This window comes from Rhodophyticola porphyridii (assembly GCF_003688285.1).
GTDB lineage: Bacteria > Pseudomonadota > Alphaproteobacteria > Rhodobacterales > Rhodobacteraceae > Rhodophyticola > Rhodophyticola porphyridii.
Genome location: NZ_RCNT01000003.1, coordinates 290,519 through 313,549, shown reverse-complemented (window position 1 = coordinate 313,549; position 23,031 = coordinate 290,519). Strand labels below are relative to the sequence as shown.

General features: G+C 63.1%; 21 protein-coding genes. 14 read left to right on the top strand and 7 right to left on the bottom strand.

Translation table 11 applies throughout. The features are described from left to right. Positions 1 to 16: 16 nt before the first annotated feature. The 7 genes from idi to D9R08_RS08335 form a co-directional block, all read right to left on the bottom strand. Positions 17 to 547 carry an isopentenyl-diphosphate Delta-isomerase gene (gene idi, locus D9R08_RS08365; protein ID WP_121897569.1) on the bottom strand — a complete coding sequence of 177 codons (531 nt, stop codon included), beginning with the start codon at positions 545 to 547 and terminating at the stop codon, positions 17 to 19. Further along, a complete protein-coding gene (locus D9R08_RS08360) occupies positions 544 to 1,725 on the bottom strand; it encodes a geranylgeranyl diphosphate reductase (protein WP_121897568.1) in 1,182 nt (393 codons plus the stop codon). Before D9R08_RS08360 ends, idi begins: the two co-directional genes overlap by 4 nt. Positions 1,726 to 1,728: 3 nt before the next feature. Then, entirely contained in the window at positions 1,729 to 3,018 is a 1,290-nt protein-coding gene (locus D9R08_RS08355; RefSeq protein ID WP_121897567.1) for a BCD family MFS transporter, read from the bottom strand. Continuing rightward, on the bottom strand, positions 3,015 to 3,935 hold the full coding sequence (gene chlG, locus D9R08_RS08350; RefSeq protein WP_121897566.1) for a chlorophyll synthase ChlG: 921 nt from the start codon (positions 3,933 to 3,935) through the stop codon (positions 3,015 to 3,017). Before chlG ends, D9R08_RS08355 begins: the two co-directional genes overlap by 4 nt. A gap of 63 nt (positions 3,936 to 3,998) precedes the next feature. Further along, the gene (locus D9R08_RS08345; RefSeq protein WP_121897565.1) at positions 3,999 to 4,922 is read right to left on the bottom strand and encodes a cation diffusion facilitator family transporter; all 924 of its coding nucleotides are present in this window, start codon (positions 4,920 to 4,922) and stop codon (positions 3,999 to 4,001) included. 45 nt (positions 4,923 to 4,967) lie between these two features. Next, positions 4,968 to 6,398, bottom strand: a complete 1,431-nt coding sequence (gene ppsR, locus D9R08_RS08340; protein WP_121897564.1) for a transcriptional regulator PpsR — start codon at positions 6,396 to 6,398, stop codon at positions 4,968 to 4,970. Between the two features lie 32 nt (positions 6,399 to 6,430). Continuing rightward, positions 6,431 to 7,255: a cobalamin B12-binding domain-containing protein gene (locus D9R08_RS08335; protein ID WP_121897563.1), complete on the bottom strand. Its 825-nt coding sequence runs from the start codon at positions 7,253 to 7,255 to the stop codon at positions 6,431 to 6,433. A gap of 285 nt (positions 7,256 to 7,540) precedes the next feature. On the opposite strand from D9R08_RS08335, the gene bchF reads away from it, so the two are divergent. The 14 genes from bchF to hemA are packed head-to-tail and all read left to right on the top strand — an operon-like array spanning position 7,541 to position 22,890. After that, positions 7,541 to 8,020 carry a 2-vinyl bacteriochlorophyllide hydratase gene (gene bchF / locus D9R08_RS08330; RefSeq protein ID WP_121897562.1) on the top strand — a complete coding sequence of 160 codons (480 nt, stop codon included), beginning with the start codon at positions 7,541 to 7,543 and terminating at the stop codon, positions 8,018 to 8,020. Beyond that, positions 8,017 to 9,300: a ferredoxin:protochlorophyllide reductase (ATP-dependent) subunit N gene (locus D9R08_RS08325; RefSeq protein ID WP_121897561.1), complete on the top strand. Its 1,284-nt coding sequence runs from the start codon at positions 8,017 to 8,019 to the stop codon at positions 9,298 to 9,300. Before bchF ends, D9R08_RS08325 begins: the two co-directional genes overlap by 4 nt. Beyond that, a complete protein-coding gene (gene bchB, locus D9R08_RS08320; RefSeq protein WP_121897560.1) occupies positions 9,297 to 10,868 on the top strand; it encodes a ferredoxin:protochlorophyllide reductase (ATP-dependent) subunit B in 1,572 nt (523 codons plus the stop codon). The genes D9R08_RS08325 and bchB overlap by 4 nt, the downstream gene beginning before the upstream one ends. Beyond that, positions 10,858 to 14,415: a magnesium chelatase subunit H gene (locus D9R08_RS08315; RefSeq protein ID WP_121897559.1), complete on the top strand. Its 3,558-nt coding sequence runs from the start codon at positions 10,858 to 10,860 to the stop codon at positions 14,413 to 14,415. The genes bchB and D9R08_RS08315 overlap by 11 nt, the downstream gene beginning before the upstream one ends. A 13-nt stretch (positions 14,416 to 14,428) precedes the next feature. Further along, positions 14,429 to 15,397 (top strand): ferredoxin:protochlorophyllide reductase (ATP-dependent) iron-sulfur ATP-binding protein, encoded by a 969-nt coding sequence (gene bchL / locus D9R08_RS08310; protein ID WP_121897558.1) that lies wholly within the window; start codon positions 14,429 to 14,431, stop codon positions 15,395 to 15,397. Continuing rightward, the gene (gene bchM, locus D9R08_RS08305) at positions 15,397 to 16,080 is read left to right on the top strand and encodes a magnesium protoporphyrin IX methyltransferase (protein WP_121897557.1); all 684 of its coding nucleotides are present in this window, start codon (positions 15,397 to 15,399) and stop codon (positions 16,078 to 16,080) included. The genes bchL and bchM overlap by 1 nt, the downstream gene beginning before the upstream one ends. Then, positions 16,077 to 17,498 (top strand): PucC family protein, encoded by a 1,422-nt coding sequence (locus D9R08_RS08300; RefSeq protein ID WP_121897556.1) that lies wholly within the window; start codon positions 16,077 to 16,079, stop codon positions 17,496 to 17,498. Before bchM ends, D9R08_RS08300 begins: the two co-directional genes overlap by 4 nt. Before the next feature lie 26 nt (positions 17,499 to 17,524). Further along, positions 17,525 to 18,295 carry a photosynthetic reaction center subunit H gene (gene puhA / locus D9R08_RS08295; RefSeq protein ID WP_121897555.1) on the top strand — a complete coding sequence of 257 codons (771 nt, stop codon included), beginning with the start codon at positions 17,525 to 17,527 and terminating at the stop codon, positions 18,293 to 18,295. 13 nt (positions 18,296 to 18,308) lie between these two features. Beyond that, positions 18,309 to 18,944, top strand: a complete 636-nt coding sequence (puhB, locus tag D9R08_RS08290) for a photosynthetic complex putative assembly protein PuhB (protein ID WP_121897554.1) — start codon at positions 18,309 to 18,311, stop codon at positions 18,942 to 18,944. 15 nt (positions 18,945 to 18,959) lie between these two features. Continuing rightward, positions 18,960 to 19,433, top strand: coding sequence for a photosynthetic complex assembly protein PuhC (puhC, locus tag D9R08_RS08285; RefSeq protein WP_121897553.1), 474 nt, complete (start codon positions 18,960 to 18,962; stop codon positions 19,431 to 19,433). A 5-nt stretch (positions 19,434 to 19,438) separates the two neighbouring features. Then, entirely contained in the window at positions 19,439 to 19,735 is a 297-nt protein-coding gene (locus tag D9R08_RS08280; RefSeq protein ID WP_121897694.1) for a hypothetical protein, read from the top strand. After that, positions 19,732 to 20,847 (top strand): magnesium-protoporphyrin IX monomethyl ester (oxidative) cyclase, encoded by a 1,116-nt coding sequence (gene acsF, locus D9R08_RS08275; RefSeq protein ID WP_121897552.1) that lies wholly within the window; start codon positions 19,732 to 19,734, stop codon positions 20,845 to 20,847. The genes D9R08_RS08280 and acsF overlap by 4 nt, the downstream gene beginning before the upstream one ends. Further along, the gene (puhE, locus tag D9R08_RS08270; RefSeq protein WP_121897551.1) at positions 20,847 to 21,665 is read left to right on the top strand and encodes a putative photosynthetic complex assembly protein PuhE; all 819 of its coding nucleotides are present in this window, start codon (positions 20,847 to 20,849) and stop codon (positions 21,663 to 21,665) included. The genes acsF and puhE overlap by 1 nt, the downstream gene beginning before the upstream one ends. Before the next feature lie 10 nt (positions 21,666 to 21,675). Then, complete coding sequence (hemA, locus tag D9R08_RS08265) at positions 21,676 to 22,890, top strand: 5-aminolevulinate synthase (protein ID WP_121897550.1); 1,215 nt, start codon at positions 21,676 to 21,678, stop codon at positions 22,888 to 22,890. Positions 22,891 to 23,031 lie beyond the last annotated feature (141 nt).

Below are 23,031 nucleotides of genomic sequence, written 5' to 3'. Positions count from 1 at the left end.
GCGTCTGACGCAGATGTCAGGCCGGGTGCATGTCTCCAAAAATGCTGGCCGCATGGTCCCTCAGGTAGATCTGCAACCAGGGCGTGAAGCTGGCCGGGGTCTTCACCACCTCCTGGGCCAGATCGTCCAGACCCTGCCAGATCGTATCCATAACCTCGGCGGGATTTGGCAGAACCGGCACAGTCTCAGGCAGAGTGCCCACAAAGATATCCACAACCTCATGCTCGATCATGCCGCCGCCCACATCGGCGCGATATTCAACCCGGTCGCGGAAGATCAGCGGGATGGGCGGCAGCCCCAGCTCGTCGCCCAGACGGCGCTGCGCGCAATCCAAAGCGCTTTCGCCCCAATATGGATGTGTGCAGCAGCTATTCGCCCACAGGCCCGGCGTATGGTATTTTCCAAGTGCCCGGCGCTGTAACAGGGTCTTGTTGCCCCGCATCAGGAACACCGAAATCGCCTGATGCCGCAGCCCCTTCCTGTGAGCCTCCAGTTTTTCCACAGGGGTCAGAACACCTTCGACCCAGGTTGGAATCATGTCACTCATGCACGTGTCGCCGGTATAAGCCCTGTCAGATGCGCGATATTCTTGATGCCGATCTTGATATGCGCAAGAGGGCGCGCCTTGACCAGGGATTTGTTCATATAGGCCTCGAACGTCAGGCGCTGGACGTCGACATCGTGACAGAGCGACACGAAGCGTTCCCTGCGCTCGTCGGACTTGTAATAGGCATCCTGCATTGCGCCGAGGATCTTGAAGACATTCTTGTGTTCGCGCATGAACAGTTTCCGCGCAAGCTGCAGGTCCTTGACCCGGCCGCTGGCCAGACAGGCGGCCGCAGCCGTCGCCGCAACCCGTCCGCCAACCATCGCGTAATAGATCCCCTCGCCCGAGGATGGCGCGACAACGCCGGCTGCGTCTCCGGCCAGCACGACATCCTTGCCGTTGTCCCACCGGTCAAGCGGTTTCAGCGGGATCGGCGCGCCTTCGCGGCGGATCGTGGTGCAATCCGTCAGGCCCGAAGATTCACGCAGATCGGCGGTGGCCTTCTTCAGATCCACATCCTTGACCATGGAGCCCATGCCGACACTGGCCGATTTGCCATGCGGGAACACCCAGCCATAGAAATCCGGGCTGATCCGGCCATCATAGACCACATCGCAGCGTTCCGGATCGTAGCTTCCCACCTTGCCCGGCGCCTCGATGATTTCGTGATAGGCGATCACATAGGGGATCTTGTCACCGCCCGGCACCTCGGCGCGGGCAACGTTGGAGCGGGCGCCGTCGGCCCCGATCACGAGCTTTGCCGCGACGCGTGTCTCTTCTTTGGTGGCCTTGTCGCGATAGATCACAACCGGCCCCTCGTCCTCCCGTTCGATCCGGGTGAAGGTGCCGGTAAGCCGCGTCGCACCGGCCTCGACCGCCCTGACCCGGAGGAATTCGTCGAAATTCTCCCGATCGACCATGCCGACATAGCCATTTTCGATCGGGATATCGACGCGTCGGTTGGTGGGTGAAATCATCCGCGCGGTGTTGATCTTGGCCACGATCTGCGCGTCCGGAATATGGAAGTCCGCGATCAGACGCGGCGGAACCGCCCCGCCGCACGGCTTGATCCGCCCCGCACGGTCCAGAAGCGCCACATTATGGCCGGACCGGGCGAGGTCTTCGGCGGCGGTTGCACCGGAGGGCCCGCCCCCGACAACGACAACGTCATAGCGCATAGCTTATTCTCCCGGAACAAGGCCCCTCGGGGGCCGATAAGAGGGACGCCGATCCATCACGTGGACGGCCATGAAGGCAGAGGCGATGTATAGCAGCGCCTCGAACAGAAAGACGGTGCCGAAGGCGGACGGGTCCGACAGCACAATGCGGAAAAGATCGACCAGCGCCGCGCCGAGAAGCCCGCCGAACCCGGCTGCAATGGCCTGCGCCGCGCCCCACAGGCCCATCCGCGTGCCTTCGCGCGCGCCGCGGCCTTCACCGGCCAGCGCCATCATCGAGCCGATGGCCGCCACGGCGAACATTCCGTTGAAGAACCCCATCAGGATCACGGCGGGCAGGAGCGGCGCGGTCGGGCCGATCTGCCCCAGAACGGTGATCAGCCCAAGCGACGCGGCGGAGCCGATGCAACCCGCAACGACCCAGGCGCGCAGCGATCCGAGCCGCAGGGCGGTACCGGCGATGCCAACCACGACCATGCCAAGGAAGACCCCGCCGTTCTGCGCCCCGGAAAGCGATGTGGATTGACCCGGCGTATAGTTGAAAACCAGACCCGAGTAGGGCTCAAGGATCAGTTCCTGCATGAAATAGGCCGTCATGCTCAGGAATACGAAAACGGTGAAATGGCGGGCCTTGGGCTCGGCCCAGATCTCCCGCATCCCGTCGATGAAGGGCATGGTATCCATCTCGCGCCGGGCCACGACCGAGGCTTCTATGCCCCAGACTGCCAGGCATGTGATCACGAATGCTCCGCCGGTCACCACGGCCACAACCTGCATCAGGCGAAGCGGCGTGTAGGGATCGAGGAACTGGCCGGAGATGCCCGCCGTCATCGCGATGCCGAAGATCATCATCAACCACGTGATCGTGGCCGCGGCCGGGCGGCGGCGTTCGGCGGTCGCCGTCGCGAGCAGCGCAAGGAGAGATGTGCCGGAGGCCCCGACACCGACACCGATGGCCGCGTAGGCCAGAACCGAAATGGCCAGCCCGACTGCGAAAGAGCTTTCCATCGCGACGACGCCATAGGCGGCGGAAAGTCCTCCGAGCGCCAGAACCGCCATGCCCCCGATGATCCAGCGGGTGCGGTGCCCGCCGGTGTCGGATCGGTAGCCCCATTGCGGGCGCGTTATCTGAATTCCGTAATGCAGCCCGACCAGAAGCCCGGGCAGGACGGCGGGCAGCGCCAGTTCCACCACCATCAGCCGGTTCAGCGTGGAAGTGGTCAGCACCACGATGGCACCAAGTGCCATCTGTACGAGACCCATCCGCACGATCTGAAACCAGCTGAGTGTCATGGCAAGGTCTCCAGCGTGCGTATGGCAAAGGCGGTCACCATCATGCCCGAGACGTAAAGCGTGATGCCGGTTCCGTTGTACCAAGGCGCCTTTGCTTTCGGATCGCTCAGAAGCACGGTCATTGCCCAGACCTGCAGCGCCAGCGACACACCCACGGCGAGAGCGTGCCATTCGCGCCCCCAATAGAGCAGCAGCCCGATCACGGCCACCTGCGGGATCGCCATGATCCAGCAGGCCAGACGCGCCGCGCGCTCGGGCCCCAAGGTGACGGGCAGGGAGTTCACACCCATCTGCCGGTCCCCCTCCAGCGCCTTGAAGTCGTTGAGCGTCATGATGCCGTGGGCGCCGATGCCATAAAGCAGCGCCACGATGATCACCGGCCAGGACGGGGCGCCTGCGGCCAGAACCGCCGCGCCCGTGAACCAGGGAAGCGATTCATAGGAAAGGCCCACCAGCCCCGGCCCCCACCAGCCCGATTTCTTCAGGCGCACCGGCTCTGCCGAATAGGCCCAGGCGGCGATGACCGCGACGATGGTCGCGCCAAAGCCCCAGGGGCCCAGGAACCAGCCGATCCCTATGGCGAGAACCGACATCGCCAGTGCGATCCACAGACCCCAACGGCCCGGTATCCGCCCCGAGGGGATCGGTCGGTTCGGCTCATTGATCGCATCGACATGGCGGTCGCACCAGTCATTGGCGGCCTGGCTCATTCCGCATACGATCGGCCCGGCCAGCAGGACGCCGAGGAACAGCACGAACCAGTGGCCCGAGGGCGCGACGCCCGCAGAGACCGCGCCGCAAAGATACGCCCACATCGGCGGGAACCATGTGATCGGTTTCAGCAATGTCAGGGCAGCAGCGGGTTCGGGCCAGCGCCGGACGGGGCTGCTTGGGGTGAGGTCGGTCGTTACACTCATGAGTGTAAGTTTAAGCTGACACTTTGTGACTCGGCAAGTGTAAACTCGGCTAGACGGCCGCCCTCATCCGTGACCGATGGCCTTGGCATCGCTGCAGGCATGGACGGCGCATTCCATCTCCAGCATCACGTGGGAAATGGCGTAATCCTGACGCAGCCGGGCCTTGATCTGCGCCTTGATCGCATCGGCCCGGTCCCAGCATCCGGGGTGCAGCGCGATATGGGCCTGAAGCGCCGCTTCGTGTTCCTGCATCTGCCACAGATGGGCGTGATGAACATCCGCAACGCCATCGATCTCGTCGATGGCGTTCAGAACGGCTCTGGTCTGCAATGCGGGTGGGCTGCCCAGCATCAGGATGCGGATCACGCCGCCGATCTCGGCGAATGACATCCACAGAATGTAGCCCGCAATGATCAGGGTCATGATCGGATCCACGATGTTCCAGCCGAACAGCAGGATCGCGGTTCCCGCAACGATGACCCCGACGGAGCCCGCCGCATCCGCAAGATTGTGCAGGAACGCGGCGCGGATGTTCTGGCTGTCCTTCGACATCGCATAGGTCAGAGCTGCGGTGGCAAGATCGATCACCAGCGCCACGGCCGCGATGATCACAACGGTCCAGCCAGCCACCTCCTGTGGATCGAACAACCGCATCACGGCCTCATAGGCGAGATAAATCCCCAGAAGGATCAGCGTGGTGTAATTGATCAGGGCGGCCACCGTTTCGGCCCGGCCATAGCCGAACGTCATGTCGGCATCGGCCGGGCGCCGGGCGATGCGCCGCGCCACGAAGGCGATGATCAACGCCATGGCATCGGACAGATTGTGCAACGCGTCCGCGATCAGCGCCAGGGAGCCGGACAGAACCCCGCCAATCACCTGCACCACCGTCAGGCCGATATTGACACCTACCGCAAGGGCAAGGCGCCAGTCGCCAACGGAGGGATCGGCATGATGATGGTGGTGATGGGCGTGGTCATGCGGCATGGGAGAAAGATACTGCTCCCGATACTGGAATACCAGATCGCCACACTAGCTGTCGTTTTTCGCCAACAGCCCGTATTTTCTCAATTTTACATAGAGAGATTGCCTTGAAAGGCCCAGCATCTCTGCCGCGGCCACGCGATTGTTATCGGTCAGTTCAACCGCGGTTTCGATGCACATCTTCTCCACGACATCCGTTGTCGCGGCCACGATATCCTTCAATGGCGCCGAACCGACCAGATCCATCACATTGCGCATCGCCTCATCGGTCATCGGTGCGCCGCCGGGCACGGCGGAAACCGGCTCGCGCACGATCTCCATCCGCGACGTATCCCGGATCACGAAGGCGAACCCGCCGTTTCCGGGCATATGCGTGGCCGAGATCTCGACCGAAAGCTGCGAGCCATAGGCGCCCTCCAGCCGGGTGGCATAGATCCGCATCCGGCCGGTGCGGGCGGCATTGTCCAGCATGACCTTCAGATCGACGCTGCCGCGGCTCAGGAAATCGCCAAGCGACTTGCCGCGAATTTCGGAAAGCTGCCCGGAATCGCACAAACCGAGAAAGCTGTCGTTGCAGGACCGGATCGCCCCCAGCGGATCGGTGAACACCACAGCATCCGCCCCGTCGCGATAGAGCACCGCCAAAGACTGCGACACTTCGGCGGCCACGGTCTCGGCACTTGCGGCGGCCTCGATGCGGCAAAGCAGAGTCTTGTCGCCGGCGGCGCGGAACAGGACCGGATCGATCGCCACCTCCTTCTTGCCGCGCTTGGTTTCTGCGGTGACAGGACCGCTCCCCTCGTCTCCGGCATTCACGATCAGGTTCTCGACGAACTCGCCCCGCCGCCGGCCCTCGAATTCCTGGGTGAAGGAGCTTCCGGTCAGGGTCTCCGCATCCGCCCCGAGGATCTGCGAGGCCGCGGTGTTCAGGTCCATGATCCGCCCGGTCGTCACATCGACCAGAACCAGCGCATCGCGCGCCGCCTCCATGATGACGCGGTAGCGCGTCTCGTAATCCCGATGAGTCTCGTAATCCTTCTCAAGCGCAAGCTGTGCCTTCACAAGACGGTGCTGCAACTCCGCAATCGGCCTGAGGTCCCGGCCCAGCATCAGGATGATATCGTCCTGCCCCGTCTTGTGGAGCGTGTAGCGGATCGGAAATTCCCAATTCGCATTGTCGTAATGGTTCACCTCGATCGCGTCGACGGTGTCTTTCTTGCCGTCCCGGTAGGCGTCCAGCCGGGTTTCCAGCTTCACCAGACTGTCTTCCGCGGTGAAATCGCGGATATTGCGATCCTTCCAGTGGTCTAGCCTGCCCAGCGTTGGGTTCAGGGGGTTGACCACGACAGACCGCACGATGCCTGCTGTATCCAGCACAATCGCAAGGTCTGCGGCAGTGGCCACAATATCGTTGAAATGCTCTGGCGCGATTGGTGGCGCAGCCGGCTCATCCCAGAAATCTGATCCGCGTGTATTCATGACGGCTTTCGCCTTTTATAACGTGTCGTCGTTCAGTTAGCGGTCGTCCGTTCCAGAGGTGAGTCTTGAGATATTGTCAAACCGCACAGCTTCAAGGCGGATTGGGCATCCGGTGCAGAATAGTCGGCACCGGTTAATGCAACGATATCAAGTTTCTGGTCCAGTACACTTCCGCCCACGACCACTTTCACTTTGCGCGGCACGCGAGCCCGGACGCTATCGACCAGATCCTTGATGGATGCAAGGGTTCTCCGGCTGGAGGCGGTTGCCCCAACCATCGCATATCTGCGTGCAAGAACCCTGTCGCTGATCTGACACGGGTGCTGCGATACAGAAATGTCGACTTCATATCCCAGACGCCGAAACCGGTCTGCGGCAACGAACAGGCCTAGGGTATGATGTTCGGGCCTCGGCACCACCAGCAAAACGGTGCCCAGGCTTTCGTGTCGCTTCACCTGGTCCTTCGCAGCGAGCGCGCGCACAGTTTCCTGCAGGCGCGCGGCGGCAATCGACACCTCGGAGAAGCTCAGCGTGTCATTGGCCCAATGAATACCCAGAAGCCGTGCGGTCTCGGGGATGATGTGCGTGATGATATCGCGTGGCGCGATACCCTCCTGACGGATCCGCAGGATCGCGTCGTGACGCTCGTCTTCATCGGGGGAGGTATAGGCGTCGCACAGCGCTTCGAGATGCTGCTGAACGCCAGCCGGTCGAGGGGTCGCCTTGGAGGCCAGAACCGATAACGCCCGCGCGGCCAGCATCTTCACCTCTGCATCCTGCATGGTGCTGCCTGGTTGAACGGAGAGTTTGCTGTATTGAGTCATCGGATCACCCCTCCCCGAGAGATGTCCGGCCATAGAAAGAAACGCGGTGCCGGACCGTCCGGGAAGTCTTTCGCAAGACAGTCTCTATGACTTCTCCAAATCTGTCAAAGGAAATTGACAACTTGGGTTGCCCCTCTTTGCCTTCCCGGCAGCCTGTGCCGCGGACCGCCTGAATTTCTTTGCAAAAATAGGGGATTTTTCCTGTTACAATGTCAGAAAGACACGCATTTCTGGTACTCCAAAATGTGTAAGTTTTAGTTGACACTTCCAATCTGACAACAGTAGCTTTCAAGGGGAGATCCAAGGAATCGTATCTGCATGTCATCCGAGACTCTGACGCATCCGCCATCGCGGCGGCTTTACACCCCGGAGGAGCGCGCCCGCAGGGATGCGACCGTCTGGACGACCGTGCAGGGGGTTCTGGCGCCGCTTCAGTTTCTGGCATTCCTGATATCCCTGGCGCTCGTCGCACGCTTCATGCTGAGCGGTTCGGGATACGAGGCCGCCACGATCTCGATCATCGTCAAGACCGGCTTTCTCTTCGTCATCATGGTGACCGGCGCGATCTGGGAAAAGGTGGTGTTCGGGCAATATCTCTTTGCGCCGGCCTTCTTCTGGGAAGATGTCTTCAGCTTTGCGGTCATCGCGCTCCACGCGGCCTATGTCTGGGCGTTGCTTGCGGGCCTGCCCCATGCCGAACAGATGTGGATCGCGCTGGCGGCCTATGGGGCCTATGTGATCAACGCGGGCCAGTTCCTGCTGAAGCTCCGCGCCGCGCGGCTGGAGGGAGAGGCATGAACCGCCCCGCCGCCATTCCCGCGCAGACCTGCCGCGATGCGCCGATCCTGAAACAGCGCGGACAGCGCGAGGTGTTCTGCGGCCTGACCGGCATCATCTGGCTGCACCGCAAGATGCAGGACGCGTTCTTTCTGGTGGTCGGCAGCCGCACCTGCGCGCATCTTCTGCAATCCGCCGCGGGCGTCATGATATTCGCCGAACCCCGTTTCGGCACCGCAATCCTAGAAGAGGGCGATCTGGCCGGCATGGCCGACGCCCATGACGAGCTTGACCGGGAGGTCGCCCGTCTGCTGGCCCGCCGCCCTGACATCCGGCAGCTTTTCCTTGTCGGGTCCTGCCCCTCCGAAGTCATCAAGCTGGATCTCGCCCGCGCAGCCGAACGGCTGACCGTCGAACATGCGCCCCATGTCCGGGTGCTCAACTATTCCGGCTCCGGGATCGAAACCACCTTTACCCAGGGCGAAGATGCCTGCCTGGCGTCCATGGTTCCGGTGCTGCCCGCCACGCAGGCGCGCGAACTGCTTCTGGTCGGCGCGCTGCCCGACGTGGTCGAGGATCAGGCCGTCAAGCTTCTGAGCGAGATGGGCATCGGCCCGATCCGCGTGTTGCCCGCGCCGCGCTCGGCCGAAATGCCCGGCATGGGCGAAAATGTGGTCTATGCACTGCTACAGCCGTTTCTGGGCGATACCGCAGCGGCGCTGGACCGTCGCGGCGCGCGGATGATCTCCGCCCCGTTCCCCTTCGGCGAGGAGGGCACCACCGCGTGGCTGCGCGCCATCGCTGATGAGTTCGGCGTCGATGACGAAACCTTCGATCGCGTCACCGCCGCGCCGCGCGCCCGCGCGCGCAAGGCCGTGGCTGCCGCCGCTGAAACACTCGCGGGCAAATCGATCTTCTTCTTTCCAGACAGCCAGCTGGAGATCCCCTTTGCCCGGTTCCTCATCCGGGAATGCGGGATGGAGGCGATCGAGATCGGCGCGCCCTATATCCACAAGGGTCTTGTCGGCCCCGACATGGATCTGATCCCGGCAGGTCCGACCATATCCGAAGGTCAGGATGTGGATCTGCAACTCGATCGCTGCCGCGCCGCGCGGCCCGATCTGACGGTCTGTGGTCTCGGTCTGGCCAATCCGCTCGAAGCCGAGGGTCTGACCACCAAATGGGCCATCGAACTCGTCTTCACCCCCGTTCATTTCTACGAACAGGCCGGCGATCTGGCGGCCCTTTTCGCTCGCCCCCTGCGCCGTCGCGCGCTTCTGAAGCTGGAGGCCGCGGAATGAAACTGACGGTCTGGACATATGAAGGCCCGCCGCATGTGGGGGCGATGCGCGTCGCAACCGGCATGAAGGGCCTGCATTACGTTCTGCACGCGCCTCAGGGCGACACCTATGCGGATCTCCTCTTCACCATGATCGAACGGCGCGACCATCGCCCGCCAGTCACCTACACCACGTTCGAGGGGCGCGATCTGGGCGCCGACACCGCCGGCATCTTCAAGACCGCCTGCATGGACGCCTATGAGAGGTTCCGGCCGCAAGCGCTCATCGTCGGCGCCTCCTGCACGGCGGAGCTTATTCAGGACGATCCCGGCGGTCTTGCCGAAGCGATGGACATTCCGGTCCCGGTCATTGCGCTGGAGCTTCCGAGCTATCAGCGCAAGGAAGGCTTCGGGACCGACGAGACCTTCTATCAGATCGTCAAGGCCCTTGCCCGGCCGATGGCGCGTACGCCGGAGATCTCCTGCAACATCCTCGGTCCCGTCGCGCTCGGCTTCCGGCATCGGGACGATATCGAAGAGGTCAGGTCCCTGCTGTGGGAAATGGGCATCGGCGTCAATGTCGTGGCACCGCTGGGCGCCACGCCCGAACAGATCACGACCCTTGGACAGGCCCATTTCAATGTCATGCTCTACCCCGAGCATTCCGAGACCGCCTGCCGCCATCTGGAAAAGGTCTGCGGCCAGCCCTACACGAAAACCGTGCCTCTGGGCGTGGGCGCGACCCATGACTTCGTGGCCGAGGTCGCGGCGCTCGCGGGGGTGGAACCCCGCAAGGATCTCTCCCGGCTGCGCCAGCCCTGGTGGTCCAAATCCGTCGACTCGACCTACCTGACAGGCAAACGTGTCTTCCTTTTCGGCGATGCGACCCATGTGAAGGCCGCTGCCCGGATTGCCCGCGACGAGATGGGTTTCGAGGTGGTCGGATTGGGTTGCTACAACCGGGAGTTTGCGCGCGACATTCGCGCGCTTGCCAGGGATTACGGGCTCACCGCGCTGATCACGGACGACTACCTGGAGGTTGAAAAGGCCATCGAGGAGGCGGCGCCCGAAATGATCCTCGGCACCCAGATGGAGCGCCATATCGGCAAACGCCTCGGCATTCCCTGTGCCGTCATTTCCGCGCCCGTCCATGTGCAGGACTTCCCGGCCCGCTATTCGCCGCAGATGGGCTGGGAAGGCGCGAATGTGATCTTCGACACCTGGATTCATCCGCTGGTGATGGGTCTGGAAGAGCATCTGTTACACATGTTCCGCGAGGATTTCGAGTTCCACGACGAAGCGGGCCCGAGCCATCACGGGGGCCATGCACCGAAGCCCGTGGCCGAGCCTGGCGCGCCGGTCGCTGAAACCGCCCGCCCTGCTCAGGACGCGCAGGACGATGCCGCCTCCGGATCAACCGGCAGCGACGTGATGGTCTGGCTGGAAGACGCCGAGAAGGAACTGAAGAAGATCCCGTTCTTCGTGCGTGGCAAGGCGCGGCGCAACACCGAGAAATTCGCCGCCGAACAGGGCGTGACGGAAATCAGCATCGACACTCTCTACGAGGCAAAGGCCCATTATGCGCGATAGCGGCCATATCCCCGGCTACCGCGTCGTCATCGTGACGCTGGACAGCCACGCCGCCGGGCCCGCCGCACGGGTTTCGGAGCGTCTGGCCGATGAGTTCCCGGGCCTCTCGGTCTCGGTCCATGCCTCGGCGGAATGGGCCGAAAACCCCGATGCGCTGGAGATGGCCAGAGATGCCGTGCGCCACGGCGATCTGATTGTCGCGAACCTTCTGTTCATCGAGGAGCATATCCAGGCGATCCTGCCCGACCTCGAAGCCCGCCGGGACGCCTGCGATGCGATGATCGGGCTGATCTCCGCCTCCGAGATCGTAAGTCTCACCCGCATGGGCGAGCTGGACATGCGCAAGCCCAGCAGCGGGCCGATGAAGCTTCTGAAAAAGCTGCGCGGCTCGGCGAAACCCTCGGCATCGTCCGGTGAAAAGCAGATGAAGATGCTGCGCCGCCTGCCGAAGATCCTGAAATACATTCCCGGCAAGGCGCAGGATCTCCGCGCCTGGTTCCTGTCGATGCAATACTGGCTGGGCGGCTCTGACGACAATGTCGAACAGATGGTCCGCTTCCTTGTGGGCCGCTACGCCAGCGACACCGCCTTCAAGGGCGCCGAGGCCGCTGCGCCGATCGACTATCCGGATGTCGGGCTGTACCACCCGGACCTGCCCGGCCACCACATCACCACCGATGCCGCCGATCTGCCGCAGCCCGAAGCTCCGGTCGCCACTGTCGGCCTGCTGATGATGCGCAGCTATATCCTTGCCTCCGACACCGCTCATTACGATGGCGTGATCCGGCAGATGCAGGCGGCCGGGCTGGCCGTGATCCCGGCCTTCGCCGGTGGGCTCGACGGTCGTCCCGCCATCGCGGATTACTTCACCGACGGCCGGATCGACGCGCTGGTCTCCCTGACGGGGTTCAGCCTGATCGGCGGCCCGGCCTATAACGACAGTGACGCCGCGGTTGCGGTCCTGAAGGATCTCGACGTGCCCTATGTCGCGGCACATCCGATCGAGTTTCAGACCCTTGGCCAGTGGGGCTCGTCCGAGGGCGGTCTCGGCCCGGTGGAGACCACCATGCTCATCGCGCTACCCGAGATCGACGGCGCGACCTGCCCCACCGTCTTCGGCGGGCGCCATGGGGCCGACGGTTGCCACGGCTGCAACTACAACTGCCCCAACAAGGACAATCACAAGGCCATGTCTCCCTGTCTCGAACGGATCGAGGCGCTGACCAGAAAGGTCCGCAAACTGGCTGTCCTTCGGCGCTCCGATGTCAGGCATCGCAAGCTCGGGATCGTCCTGTTCGGCTTCCCGCCCAATGCCGGGGCGATCGGCACGGCTGCCTATCTCAGCGTCTTCGAGTCACTCTACAACACGCTGCATGCGCTCAAGGCCGAAGGCTACGATCTGGACCCCCCCGCGACGGTGGACGACTTGCGCCACGCGATCCTTCACGGCAATGCCGAGCGCTATGGCCAGCAGGCAAACGTTGCCGCGCGGATCCCGGCCGACGATATCGTCGCCCGCGAACCCTACCTGGCCGAGCTTGAAGCCGTCTGGGGCCCGGCCCCGGGAAAACAGCAATCGGATGGCGGCGGCGTCTTCGTGCTGGGCGCGGAGTTCGGCAATGTCTTCGTCGGTGTTCAGCCGACCTTCGGTTACGAGGGGGACCCGATGCGGCTTCTCTTCGAGAAGGGTTTTGCCCCGACCCATGCCTTCTCCACCTTCTACCGCTACCTGCGGGAGGATTTCGGGGCCGATGTGCTCTTGCATTTCGGCATGCATGGCGCGCTGGAATTCATGCCGGGCCGTCAGGCTGGTCTGGGTGCGCGCGACTGGCCCGACCGGCTGATCGGGGACATGCCCAATGTCTATCTCTACGCCTCCAACAACCCGTCCGAGGCGACACTGGCCAAGCGTCGCAGCAATGCTGTGACGATCACGCATCTGACCCCGCCTCTGGCCGCAAGCGGTCTCTACAAAGGTCTGAGCGAACTGAAAGACAGCCTTACCCGCTGGCGCGGCATGCCTCCCGACAGCCCCGAGCGGGAAGAACTGGCCGCCCTGATCGGCACGCAGGCCGAGGCCGTCGATATGGCCGACACCGATCCGGATACGCTGTGGCTGAAGCTTCTGGAAACCGAGGATGCGCTGATCCCCGACGGGCTGCATGTTCTGGGCCGCGCCATCGACGAGGCCGAGTTGCAGGAACATCTGCGTGTAATGGCCGAAACAGACCCTGAAACGCGGGATAGGGTCGAACATCTGCTGCGTCAGCAAACCGAGCTTCCGGCGCTCATGCGCGCGCTTGAGGCGCATTTCATCGAACCGGTTCCGGGCGGCGATCTGATCCGCTCGCCCGAGGTTCTGCCCACCGGCCGCAACATCCACGCCTTCGATCCGTTCCGCATGCCCACGGCCTTCGCCTTGCAGGATGGTGCGAAACAGGCCGACAGGCTGTTGCAGGCCGCCGGCACGCTTCCCCGTTCGGTGGCGCTGGTGCTGTGGGGCTCCGACAATATCAAGTCCGATGGCGGCCCGATCTCCCAGGCTCTGGCCCTGATGGGGGCGACCCCGCGCTTCGACGGATATGGCCGGCTCTCCGGTGCGGATCTGATCCCGCTGGAACAGTTGGGCCGCCCGCGGATCGACGTGGTGATGACGCTTTCGGGTATTTTCCGCGATCTCCTGCCCCTGCAGACCCGGATGCTGGCCGAAGCCGCCTACAAGGCCGCCACGGCGGAAGAGCCGACGGAGCGGAATTTCGTGCGCGCCCACGCCCTCGATTACGCCGAGAAAATGGGGGTCGACATGGAAACTGCGGCCTTGCGCGTCTTCTCCAATGCCGAAGGCGCCTACGGCTCCAACGTCAATATCCTCGTCGACAGCAGCGCCTGGGACGGTGAGGATGAACTGGCCGATGCCTATGAGGCGCGCAAGAGCTTCGCCTATGGCCGCGACGGCAAGGCCAAGAAAAACGCAGGCCTCCTGCAATCGGCCCTCAAGGATGTCGATATCGCCTATCAGAATCTCGAATCCGTCGAGCTGGGCGTGACGACGGTCGATCATTACTTCGATACGCTGGGCGGCATCTCGCGCGCGGTCAAACGCGCCAAGGGTGTCGAAGCGCCGGTCTTCATCGGCGACCAGACCAGGGGCGAGGGCAAGGTCCGCACGCTTCAGGATCAGGTCGCGCTGGAAACCCGCTCCCGCTCGCTCAACCCGAAATGGTTCGAAGGTCTGCTGAAGCATGGCCATGAGGGCGTTCGCCAGATCGAGGCACAGGTGACCAACACCCTTGGCTGGTCCGCCACCACCGGTCAGGTCGACCCTTGGGTCTATCAGCGCCTTTCCGAAACCTTCGTGCTCGATGAGGAGATGCGCCGCCGTTTGGCCGCGCTCAACCCGCAAGCCTCCGCGCGCATGGCCAACCGCCTGCTGGAGGCACATGAACGTGATTACTGGCAACCCGACGAGGCCACGCTTGCCGCCCTTCAGGCCGGGGCGGACGAGCTGGAAGACACGCTTGAAGGGCTCAACGTAGCCGCTGAATGACAGGAGAACCGACATGAGCCCACTGGACACCAAACACCCGCCCGCCGCGCGCGCCAATGCCCGTGAGCAAGAGGGTCTGAAGGCCCGTGGGCTTGCCAATCCGCCGATCCTGAAGAAGGGGGAGGATGGCGAGGGCTCGCTGCAGGTCCATCAGGACGAGACGCTGAAGATCGAAGGCGCCAAGGTCTTTGCCGTCTACGGCAAGGGCGGAATCGGCAAGTCCACCACCTCGTCCAACCTGTCCGCCGCCTTCACAAAGCTTGGCAAGAAGGTGTTGCAGATCGGCTGCGACCCCAAGCATGACAGCACCTTCACCCTGACCGGCCATCTTCAGCCGACGGTGATCGACATCCTGAAGGACGTGGATTTCCATGCAGAGGAGTTGCGCCCGGAGGACTTCGTGACCACCGGCTATAACGGCGTCATGTGCGTCGAGGCGGGCGGACCGCCCGCAGGCACCGGATGCGGCGGCTATGTCGTCGGCCAGACGGTCAAGCTGCTGAAACAGCACCACATGCTGGAAGACACCGATGTGGTGATCTTCGACGTGCTGGGCGATGTGGTGTGCGGCGGCTTCGCGGCCCCCCTTCAGCATGCGGACCGCGCCGTGATCGTCACCGCGAATGATTTCGACAGCATTTATGCGATGAACCGGATCATTCAGGCGGTGGGCGCGAAATCCAAGAACTACAACGTGCGTCTCGCCGGCTGCATCGCCAACCGCTCGAAGGACACCGATGAGGTGGATCGCTATTGCGAGGTGGTCGGGTTCAACCGCATCGCGCATATGCCCGATATCGACGCCATCCGGCGGTCGCGGCTGAAGAAGAAGACCCTTTTCGAGATGCCCGACGACGAGGATATCGTGCTTGCCCGCGCCGAATACGTGCGGCTTGCCGATCTTCTCTTCAAGGGCACCGACCCGCTTGCCCCGGAGTCTCTGCCGGATCGTGAAATCTTCGAATTGCTCGGATTTGATTGATGGCCGACTACGCCGCCACACGCGCACGGGTCGAGGATTATTTCGACCGCACGGCAACCCGGACATGGGAGCGTCTGACCTCTGACGCGCCTGTTTCGGGTATCCGCCAGACCGTGCGCGAGGGCCGCGACCGGATGCGGGCGATCATGCTGGGCCGGTTGCCCGGGGATCTGGCCGGCAAGCGCGTGCTCGACGCGGGCTGCGGCGCGGGCCAGATGACGGCGGAGCTTGCGATGCGCGGCGCCGATGTCGTGGCGATCGACATCTCGCCGGAACTGGTCAAGATCGCGGAACGCCGCCTGTCCGACAATCTGGCGCCCCGCGTCACCTTCACCTCGGGCGATATGCTCTCCGAGGGCCTTGGCGCCTTCGACTACGTCATGGCGATGGACAGCATGATCTATTACGAGGCCGACGATCTGGGCCGGGCGCTGGCCGGGCTGTGCCCCCGGGTCGAGGGATCCGTGGTCTTCACTGTCGCGCCGCGCACCACGCTCCTGATGGCGATGTGGGGGGTGGGCAAACTCTTCCCGCGGTCCGACCGCTCGCCCACCATGGTGCCGCACAAGCCTCGACACCTGGCCCGGAAAACGTCTCTGCACGGCGCATCAGGCTCGATCTCCGAGGTCGAGCGCGTGTCCCGGGGTTTCTACATTTCCACCTGTCTGGAGTATGCCAGATGAGCATGCTGTCGCGCATATCCATCCGGTATCTGCCCTTTGCGGACGCAGCCAGCGACGGCCTGCCCATGGGCGAGCTTCTGCGACTTTCGCTGTTTCAGGTTTCCGTCGGCATGGCCGGGGTTCTGCTTCTGGGCACGCTGAACCGCGTGATGATCGTGGAGCTTTCGGTGCCTGCCGTTCTGGTCGCGATCATGGTGGCGCTGCCGGTGCTGATCGCCCCGTTCCGCGCGCTTCTGGGGTTCAAGTCCGACAACTACCGCTCCTCGATCGGCTGGAAGCGCATCCCCTATCTCTGGTTCGGCTCCATCTGGCAGATGGGCGGGCTGGCGGTGATGCCTGCCGCGCTGCTCGTGCTGGGCGGCGATGTTGTTCACAATGTGCCCTTCGCCGGTGAGGTGCTTGCAGCGCTGGCCTTCCTGATGACCGGTCTGGGCATGCATATGACCCAGACCGCCGGTCTTGCGCTCGCCGCGGACCGCGCGTCGGAGGAGGCCCGCCCCCGCGTCGTTGCCCTTCTCTATGTGATGTTCCTGATCGGCATGGGTATCTCCGCGCTTGTGGTGGGCTGGTTCCTGCGCGATTTCACCCCGCTGAAGCTTATCCAGGTCGTCCAGTCCGCCGCCCTGATCACGCTGATCCTGAACCTTATCGCGCTGTGGAAACAGGAACGCGTCCGCCCGATGACGAAGGAAGAACGGGCGGCGCCGCGGCCCAGCTTCCGCGACGCCTGGGCCGATTATGCCAATGGCGGGACCGCCGGGCGGCTTCTGGTCGTGGTCTTTCTGGGCACCATGGCCTTCAACATGCAGGATGTGCTGCTGGAACCCTATGGCGGGGAGATCCTGGGCCTGTCGGTTTCCGCCACGACGCTGCTGACGGCCACCTGGGCCGCCGGAGCGCTGGCCGGGTTCGCGCTGGCCGCCAAATGGCTGGCTGGCGGCATCAATCCCTACCGGATGGCCGCGCGCGGCATTCTGGCCGGTGTCGCCGCTTTCTGCGCGGTGATTTTCGCAAGTCCGATGGGGTCCGAGATGCTGTTCTTTGCCGGTGCCTGCGGCATCGGCTTTGGCGGCGGTCTCTTCGCGGTGGCCACGCTGACCGCCGCGATGACAATGCCGGCGCAGGGCATGGCCGGTCGTGGTCTGGCGCTTGGGGCCTGGGGCGCGGCGCAGGCCACGGCGGCGGGTCTGTCCATCGCCATCGGCGGCGGGGTGCGCGATCTGGTCAACCAGGCCGCCATGTCCGGCAGTCTGGGCGAGGCGCTTGCCAATCCCGGAACCGGCTATTCGGTCGTCTATCACCTGGAAATTCTGTTGCTGTTCGCAACGCTCATCGCGCTTGGCCCGCTGGTGCGGACCATCACAACCACACAGACAGTCAGCGTCAGCAAGATCGGCCTTGCCGACATGCCGACTTAACCGACGGGTCACGAAGGAGACCAAACATGACAAGCACCTTTTTCGGAACATTCGATCTGGCCAGCCTGTCGATCTGGCTGTTCTGGATCTTCTTCGCCCTGCTTATCTACTACCTGCAGACGGAGAACATGCGTGAAGGCTATCCGCTGGAAAACGACGACGGGACGCAATCGGCCAATCAGGGCCCGTTCCCGGTGCCGAGCCCGAAAACCTTCAAGCTGCCCCATAACCGGGGCGAGGTCACCGTGCCCGGGCCCGACCTGCAATCGCGCGGAGAGGTCGCGCTCAGGCGGACGAACCCCGCCAACGGCTACCCGTTCGAGCCCACCGGTGACCCGATGCTGGACGGTGTCGGCCCCGCCTCATGGGCGAAGCGGCGCGACCTGCCGGAGCTCGATGGCCATGGCCACGCCAAGATCGTCCCCATGGGGGCCACCGATGGGTATCGGGTCTCTGCCGGGCGCGATCCGCGCGGATTGTCGGTGGAGGCCGGAGACGGCGAGGTAGTGGGCGATATCAGCGACATGTGGCTTGACGCACCCGAACAGCTTGTTCGCTACCTGTCCATCGAGCTTGATGCGGATCATGGCGGGGGCATCCGCCTCGTGCCAATCCATTACTGCAAGATCAAATCCGACCGGGTGAAGATCAACGCGATCTTCGGCAAGCATTTCGCAAATGTGCCGGTCACCAAATCCCCCAATCAGGTCACGCTTTTGGAGGAGGAGAAGATCTCGGCCTACTATGCCGGAGGCATTCTTTACGCCTCGCAAGAGCGGCTCGAACCCGCTATCTGAGGAGGAGAAACCGATGTCCCACGACGACTTTCAGACCGAGCCTGTCCGTGGATTGCCCGAAAACCTGCCCGCAGGCGAAGAGATCCTTTGGCAGGGCCAGCCGGACTGGTGGGCCCTAGCCCGGGAGTCGCTCAGCCTGTACTGGGTGGCCGGCTATTTCGCCTTCCTCTTCGCCTGGCGCACCATCGCCGGGGCTGCGGGCGAAAGCTGGGCCGCCAGCGCCAATGCCGCCTCCTTCTTTCTGGTCCTTGGCGCCATCGTCTGCGCGCTTCTGGTGCTGATCGCCTATGTGCAGGCCAAATCGACCGTCTACACGCTGACCAATCGGCGCGTGGCGCTGCGGATCGGCGCGGCGCTCACGATGACGCTGAACCTGCCGTTCCGGCAGATCGCCAATGCGACGCTGGCCAAACGGGCGAATGGAACCGGAACGATCGCGCTGGAGCTTCTGCCCGGCGATGTGACGCTGAGCTATATCATGACATGGCCCCATGTGCGGCCGTGGCGGATGAAGCAGACCGAACCGGCGCTGCGCTGCATCCCGGAAGTGGAAAAGGTCGCCGCCCTTCTGGCCGATGCGGCGGAAACCGCCGTGGCCGAGCCCGTCATCTCGCGCATTCCCGCGCCGGATGCCGTGGCGGCGGAATAGGGGAGGGTCGGAAAGATGGCTCTGAGCCCCGAAGAAAAACTCGTCATCCGCGACAAGGAGATGATCCCCACCGTGCTGATCCGCGCGATGTTCGTGCTGTGCCTGTGTGTGCTGATCATCGTGGCCTATGCCACCGCGACCGATCGCCCGCTGGAGGCGCTGCCGCCCTCGCTTGAGGAAAGACCGGTGGCGCAGGAGCGGATGATCCGCCTGTTCGGCGAAATGGATGGCTCCGCCCGTGTGCTCGACATGGACGGCAATGTGATCGCCACGCTGGCCGCCGATCAGGGCGGGTTTGTTGCGGGCGTTTACCGGGTTCTGGAACGTGAACGGGGGGCCGTCGGGCTGACCGGTTCCGAACCCATACGACTGGTGCTCTTTTCAGACGGGCGCATCGGATTACGCGACGACTACACCGATTTCCGGGCCGAACTCATCGGTTTCGGGGCGGACAACACGCGGGTTTTCGCCCGCTTGCTGGAGGAATGACCAACATGGGACTGTTTACGAGAGAGACCGAAACGGCGCCTTGCCAGGTTGAGGTAAGCCACAAGTTCGACAGCCTGCACGCGCATATGAAATTTCTGAACGGCGCGGTGATCCATCCCGGGGACGAAGTGCTTGTCCACGGCGCACCGATCATGGCGCCCTATGGCGAGGTCGTGATCGAAGACCGCATGGCCACGATCACCCGGGCCTCCAAGCTGGAACAGCTCTGGACCCGGATGACCGGCGATTTCGAGTTCATGGAACTCTGCGAATTTTCCTTCAGTGAGGAGGTCTCGGTATGAACGTCCAACGCACCCATTCCGCCGACGCCGCGACTGTCGAAGAGGCGCTGGCCGCCGACAACCATCAGGGCGTCGTCGACAGCGAGGGCGCCACCGCGCTGGCCATGCAGAACACGCTTCTGACCCCGCGCTTCTACACCACCGATTTCGATGAGATGGACGCCATCGACGTGACACCCGTGCGCGCCGACTGGGACAAGCTCATCGCCCAGATGAAATCGGACCCGAACAAGGGCCATTTCAAGAAGAACGAAGACTGGGACAGTGTCGACTGGGAGAACATGGAGCCCAGGCTGAAAGCGGAGTTCATCGACTTTCTGGTGTCGTCCTGTACCGCAGAATTTTCGGGATGCGTTCTTTACAAGGAGATGAAGCGCCGCGGCAATAACGAGGATATCGTGACCCTGTTCCAGCTCATGGCGCGGGACGAGGCGCGCCATGCGGGCTTCATCAACGATGCGCTCCGCGAGGCGGGCATCGCCGTCAATCTGGGCTTCCTGACGCAGAAGAAGAAATACACCTATTTCCGGCCCAAGTTCATCTACTACGCCACCTACCTGTCGGAAAAGATCGGCTATGCCCGCTACATCACCATCTACCGGCATCTGGAGAAGCATCCGGAGCACCGCTTCCACCCGATCTTCAAGTGGTTCCGTGAGTGGTGCAACGACGAGTTCAGCCATGGCGAGGCGTTCGCACTGCTGATGAAGACCGATCCGAAACTGACCAGCGGCGGCAACGTCCTGTGGATCAAGTTCTTCCTCACCGCGGTCTATTCCACCATGTATGTCCGCGATCATCAGCGCCCGGCCTTTCACGAGGCGCTGGGCGTGGATCCCGACTGGTACGGGCAGGAGGTGTTCCGAAAGACCTCCGCGATTTCCGAGCAGATCTTCCCGATCACGCTCGATATCGACCATCCGCGCTGGATGAAGGGTCTCAAGCGGTTGCAAAGGGCCAATGCCGATCTGGCGGCGGCCAAGCAGCGCGGCAGCCTGCTGGGTCGCATCGGGCCCAGCGCGCGTGCCGCGATGGCGTTTGTGTCCCTCTTCACCATTCCGGCGAAGAAACACGCCGTGCCGGACACCACGAGAATGGAGCCCGCCTACTGATGCTCGCCTCCCCCTGGATCGCGGCCCTTGTGGCACTGTTTCTCTGGTGGTTCTCCACCGGCGCGATCCTTGTGGCGGTGCGCCGCGCCGAACGGGAAGGCGGCAATGCCCGCCAGTGGGTGGTTCTCATGAACCTCCCCTTCCTTGTCCTCGGGGCGGTCGGTTTCCTCGACACGCTGGGGAACACCACCGTCGCGGGGGCCTATATCGGCTTTCTCTCGGCACTTGCGCTCTGGGGCTGGGTGGAACTCACCTTCCTGACCGGCGTCATAACCGGACCCTATCGCGGCTATGCCAAGGACGGCGCCCCGGAATGGGAACGCTTCGTGCGCGCCTGGGGCACGGTCGCCTATCACGAACTGCTGCTTCTCGGGCTGCTTCTGGCGATGGTCTTCGCCTCCTGGGGGGCCGAAAACCAGTTCGGCACCTGGACCTTCGCGATTCTCTTCGCGGCGCGTATCAGTGCCAAGCTGAACCTCTATCTCGGGGTGCGCAAAATCAACCTGGAGTTCATTCCCGAACACCTTACCCATCTGTCCAGCCATTTTCGCGTCGCGCGCATGAACGCGCTTTTTCCGGTGTCGATCACCGGTCTCAGCTTCGCGCTGGCCTGCTGGATGGAACGCCTCTGGGGGGCGCAAACCCCGGGCGATATCGTGGGCTTTGCCCTGCTTGCCGCGCTGACCGCGCTGGCGCTGCTGGAACACTGGTTCATGGTCCTGCCCCTGCCCGACGAAAAACTCTGGCGCTGGATGCTGCCAGACCCGACCCCGGGACCCCGGCCCCGGGACACGACACCTAGCCAGACGATGAAGTGAGGATGCCCCGATGAAATTTGACCAGCTGTTTCAAAATCAGCTCGACCAGTTGAAGGAAGAGGGCAACTATCGCATCTTCGCCGAGTTGCAGCGCAAATGCGGCGCGTTCCCCAAGGTCGTCAATCATCATGAGGATGGCACGCGCGACGTGACCGTCTGGTGCTCGAACGACTATCTCGGCATGGGCCAGCACCCCAAGGTCGTGAATACGATGGTCGAGGCGGTGCAGAGCTGCGGCACCGGCGCAGGCGGCACACGCAACATCTCGGGCAACGCCTATCATCACAAGCGGCTGGAGGCGGAACTGGCCGATCTCCATCAGAAGGAAGACGCGCTGCTTTTCACCTCCGGCTATGTCTCGAACTGGGCCGCGCTTTCAACGCTCGGCTCGCGCTTGCCCAATGCCGTGATTCTCAGCGACGAGCTGAACCACGCCTCGATGATCGAAGGCATTCGCCACGCGCGCTGCCAGAAGGCCATCTGGACGCATAACGATCCCGAAGATCTCGATCGCAAGCTGGCTGCGCTGCCCGCCAACGCAACCAAGATCGTGGCCTTCGAATCCGTCTACTCGATGGATGGCGACATCGCCCCGATCAAGGAAATCCTCGATGTCTGCGACAAGCACGGCGCCATGTCCTATATCGATGAGGTACATGCGGTGGGCATGTATGGCCCGCGCGGTGGCGGCGTTGCCGAACGCGAAGGTCTCATGGACCGGATCACGCTGATCGAAGGGACGCTCGGCAAGGCCTTTGGCGTGGTCGGCGGCTACATCACCGGCTCCCACGCGCTCTGCGATTTCATCCGCAGCTTTGCGAGCGGCTTCATTTTCACCACCGCGCTGCCGCCCGCCTGTGCCGCGGCGGCGACGGCGTCGATCCGGCATCTCAAGGAAAGCAGCATCGAACGGGACATGCAGAAAAGGCAGGTCAAACGCCTGCGGCAGCGTCTCGATGCCGAGGGTATTCCCCATGTGGACAACCCAAGCCATATCATCCCGGTGATGGTGAAGGATCCGGTCAAATGCCGGATGCTCAGCGATATCCTGATGGACCAGTTCGGGATCTACGTGCAGCCGATCAATTATCCGACCGTTCCCAAAGGCACCGAACGGCTGCGTTTCACCCCCGGCCCGCTGCATACGGACGCCGATATCGACTATCTGGTCGAGGCGCTTAAAACGCTTTGGAAGCAATGCGCCATCGCCCACGCCGTGGCCTGAATCGGCGGCGTTATGCGCTTGGTTCCGTAACGTAAGCGCCTGAAACAGAGCCTTTATTTGCGCTAATCCGTCGCGTTTTCGTGATCGGAGCAAAAAAATGTGTGGTCTCTTCCCGGATTGCGTTAGGTATAGACCCGAACG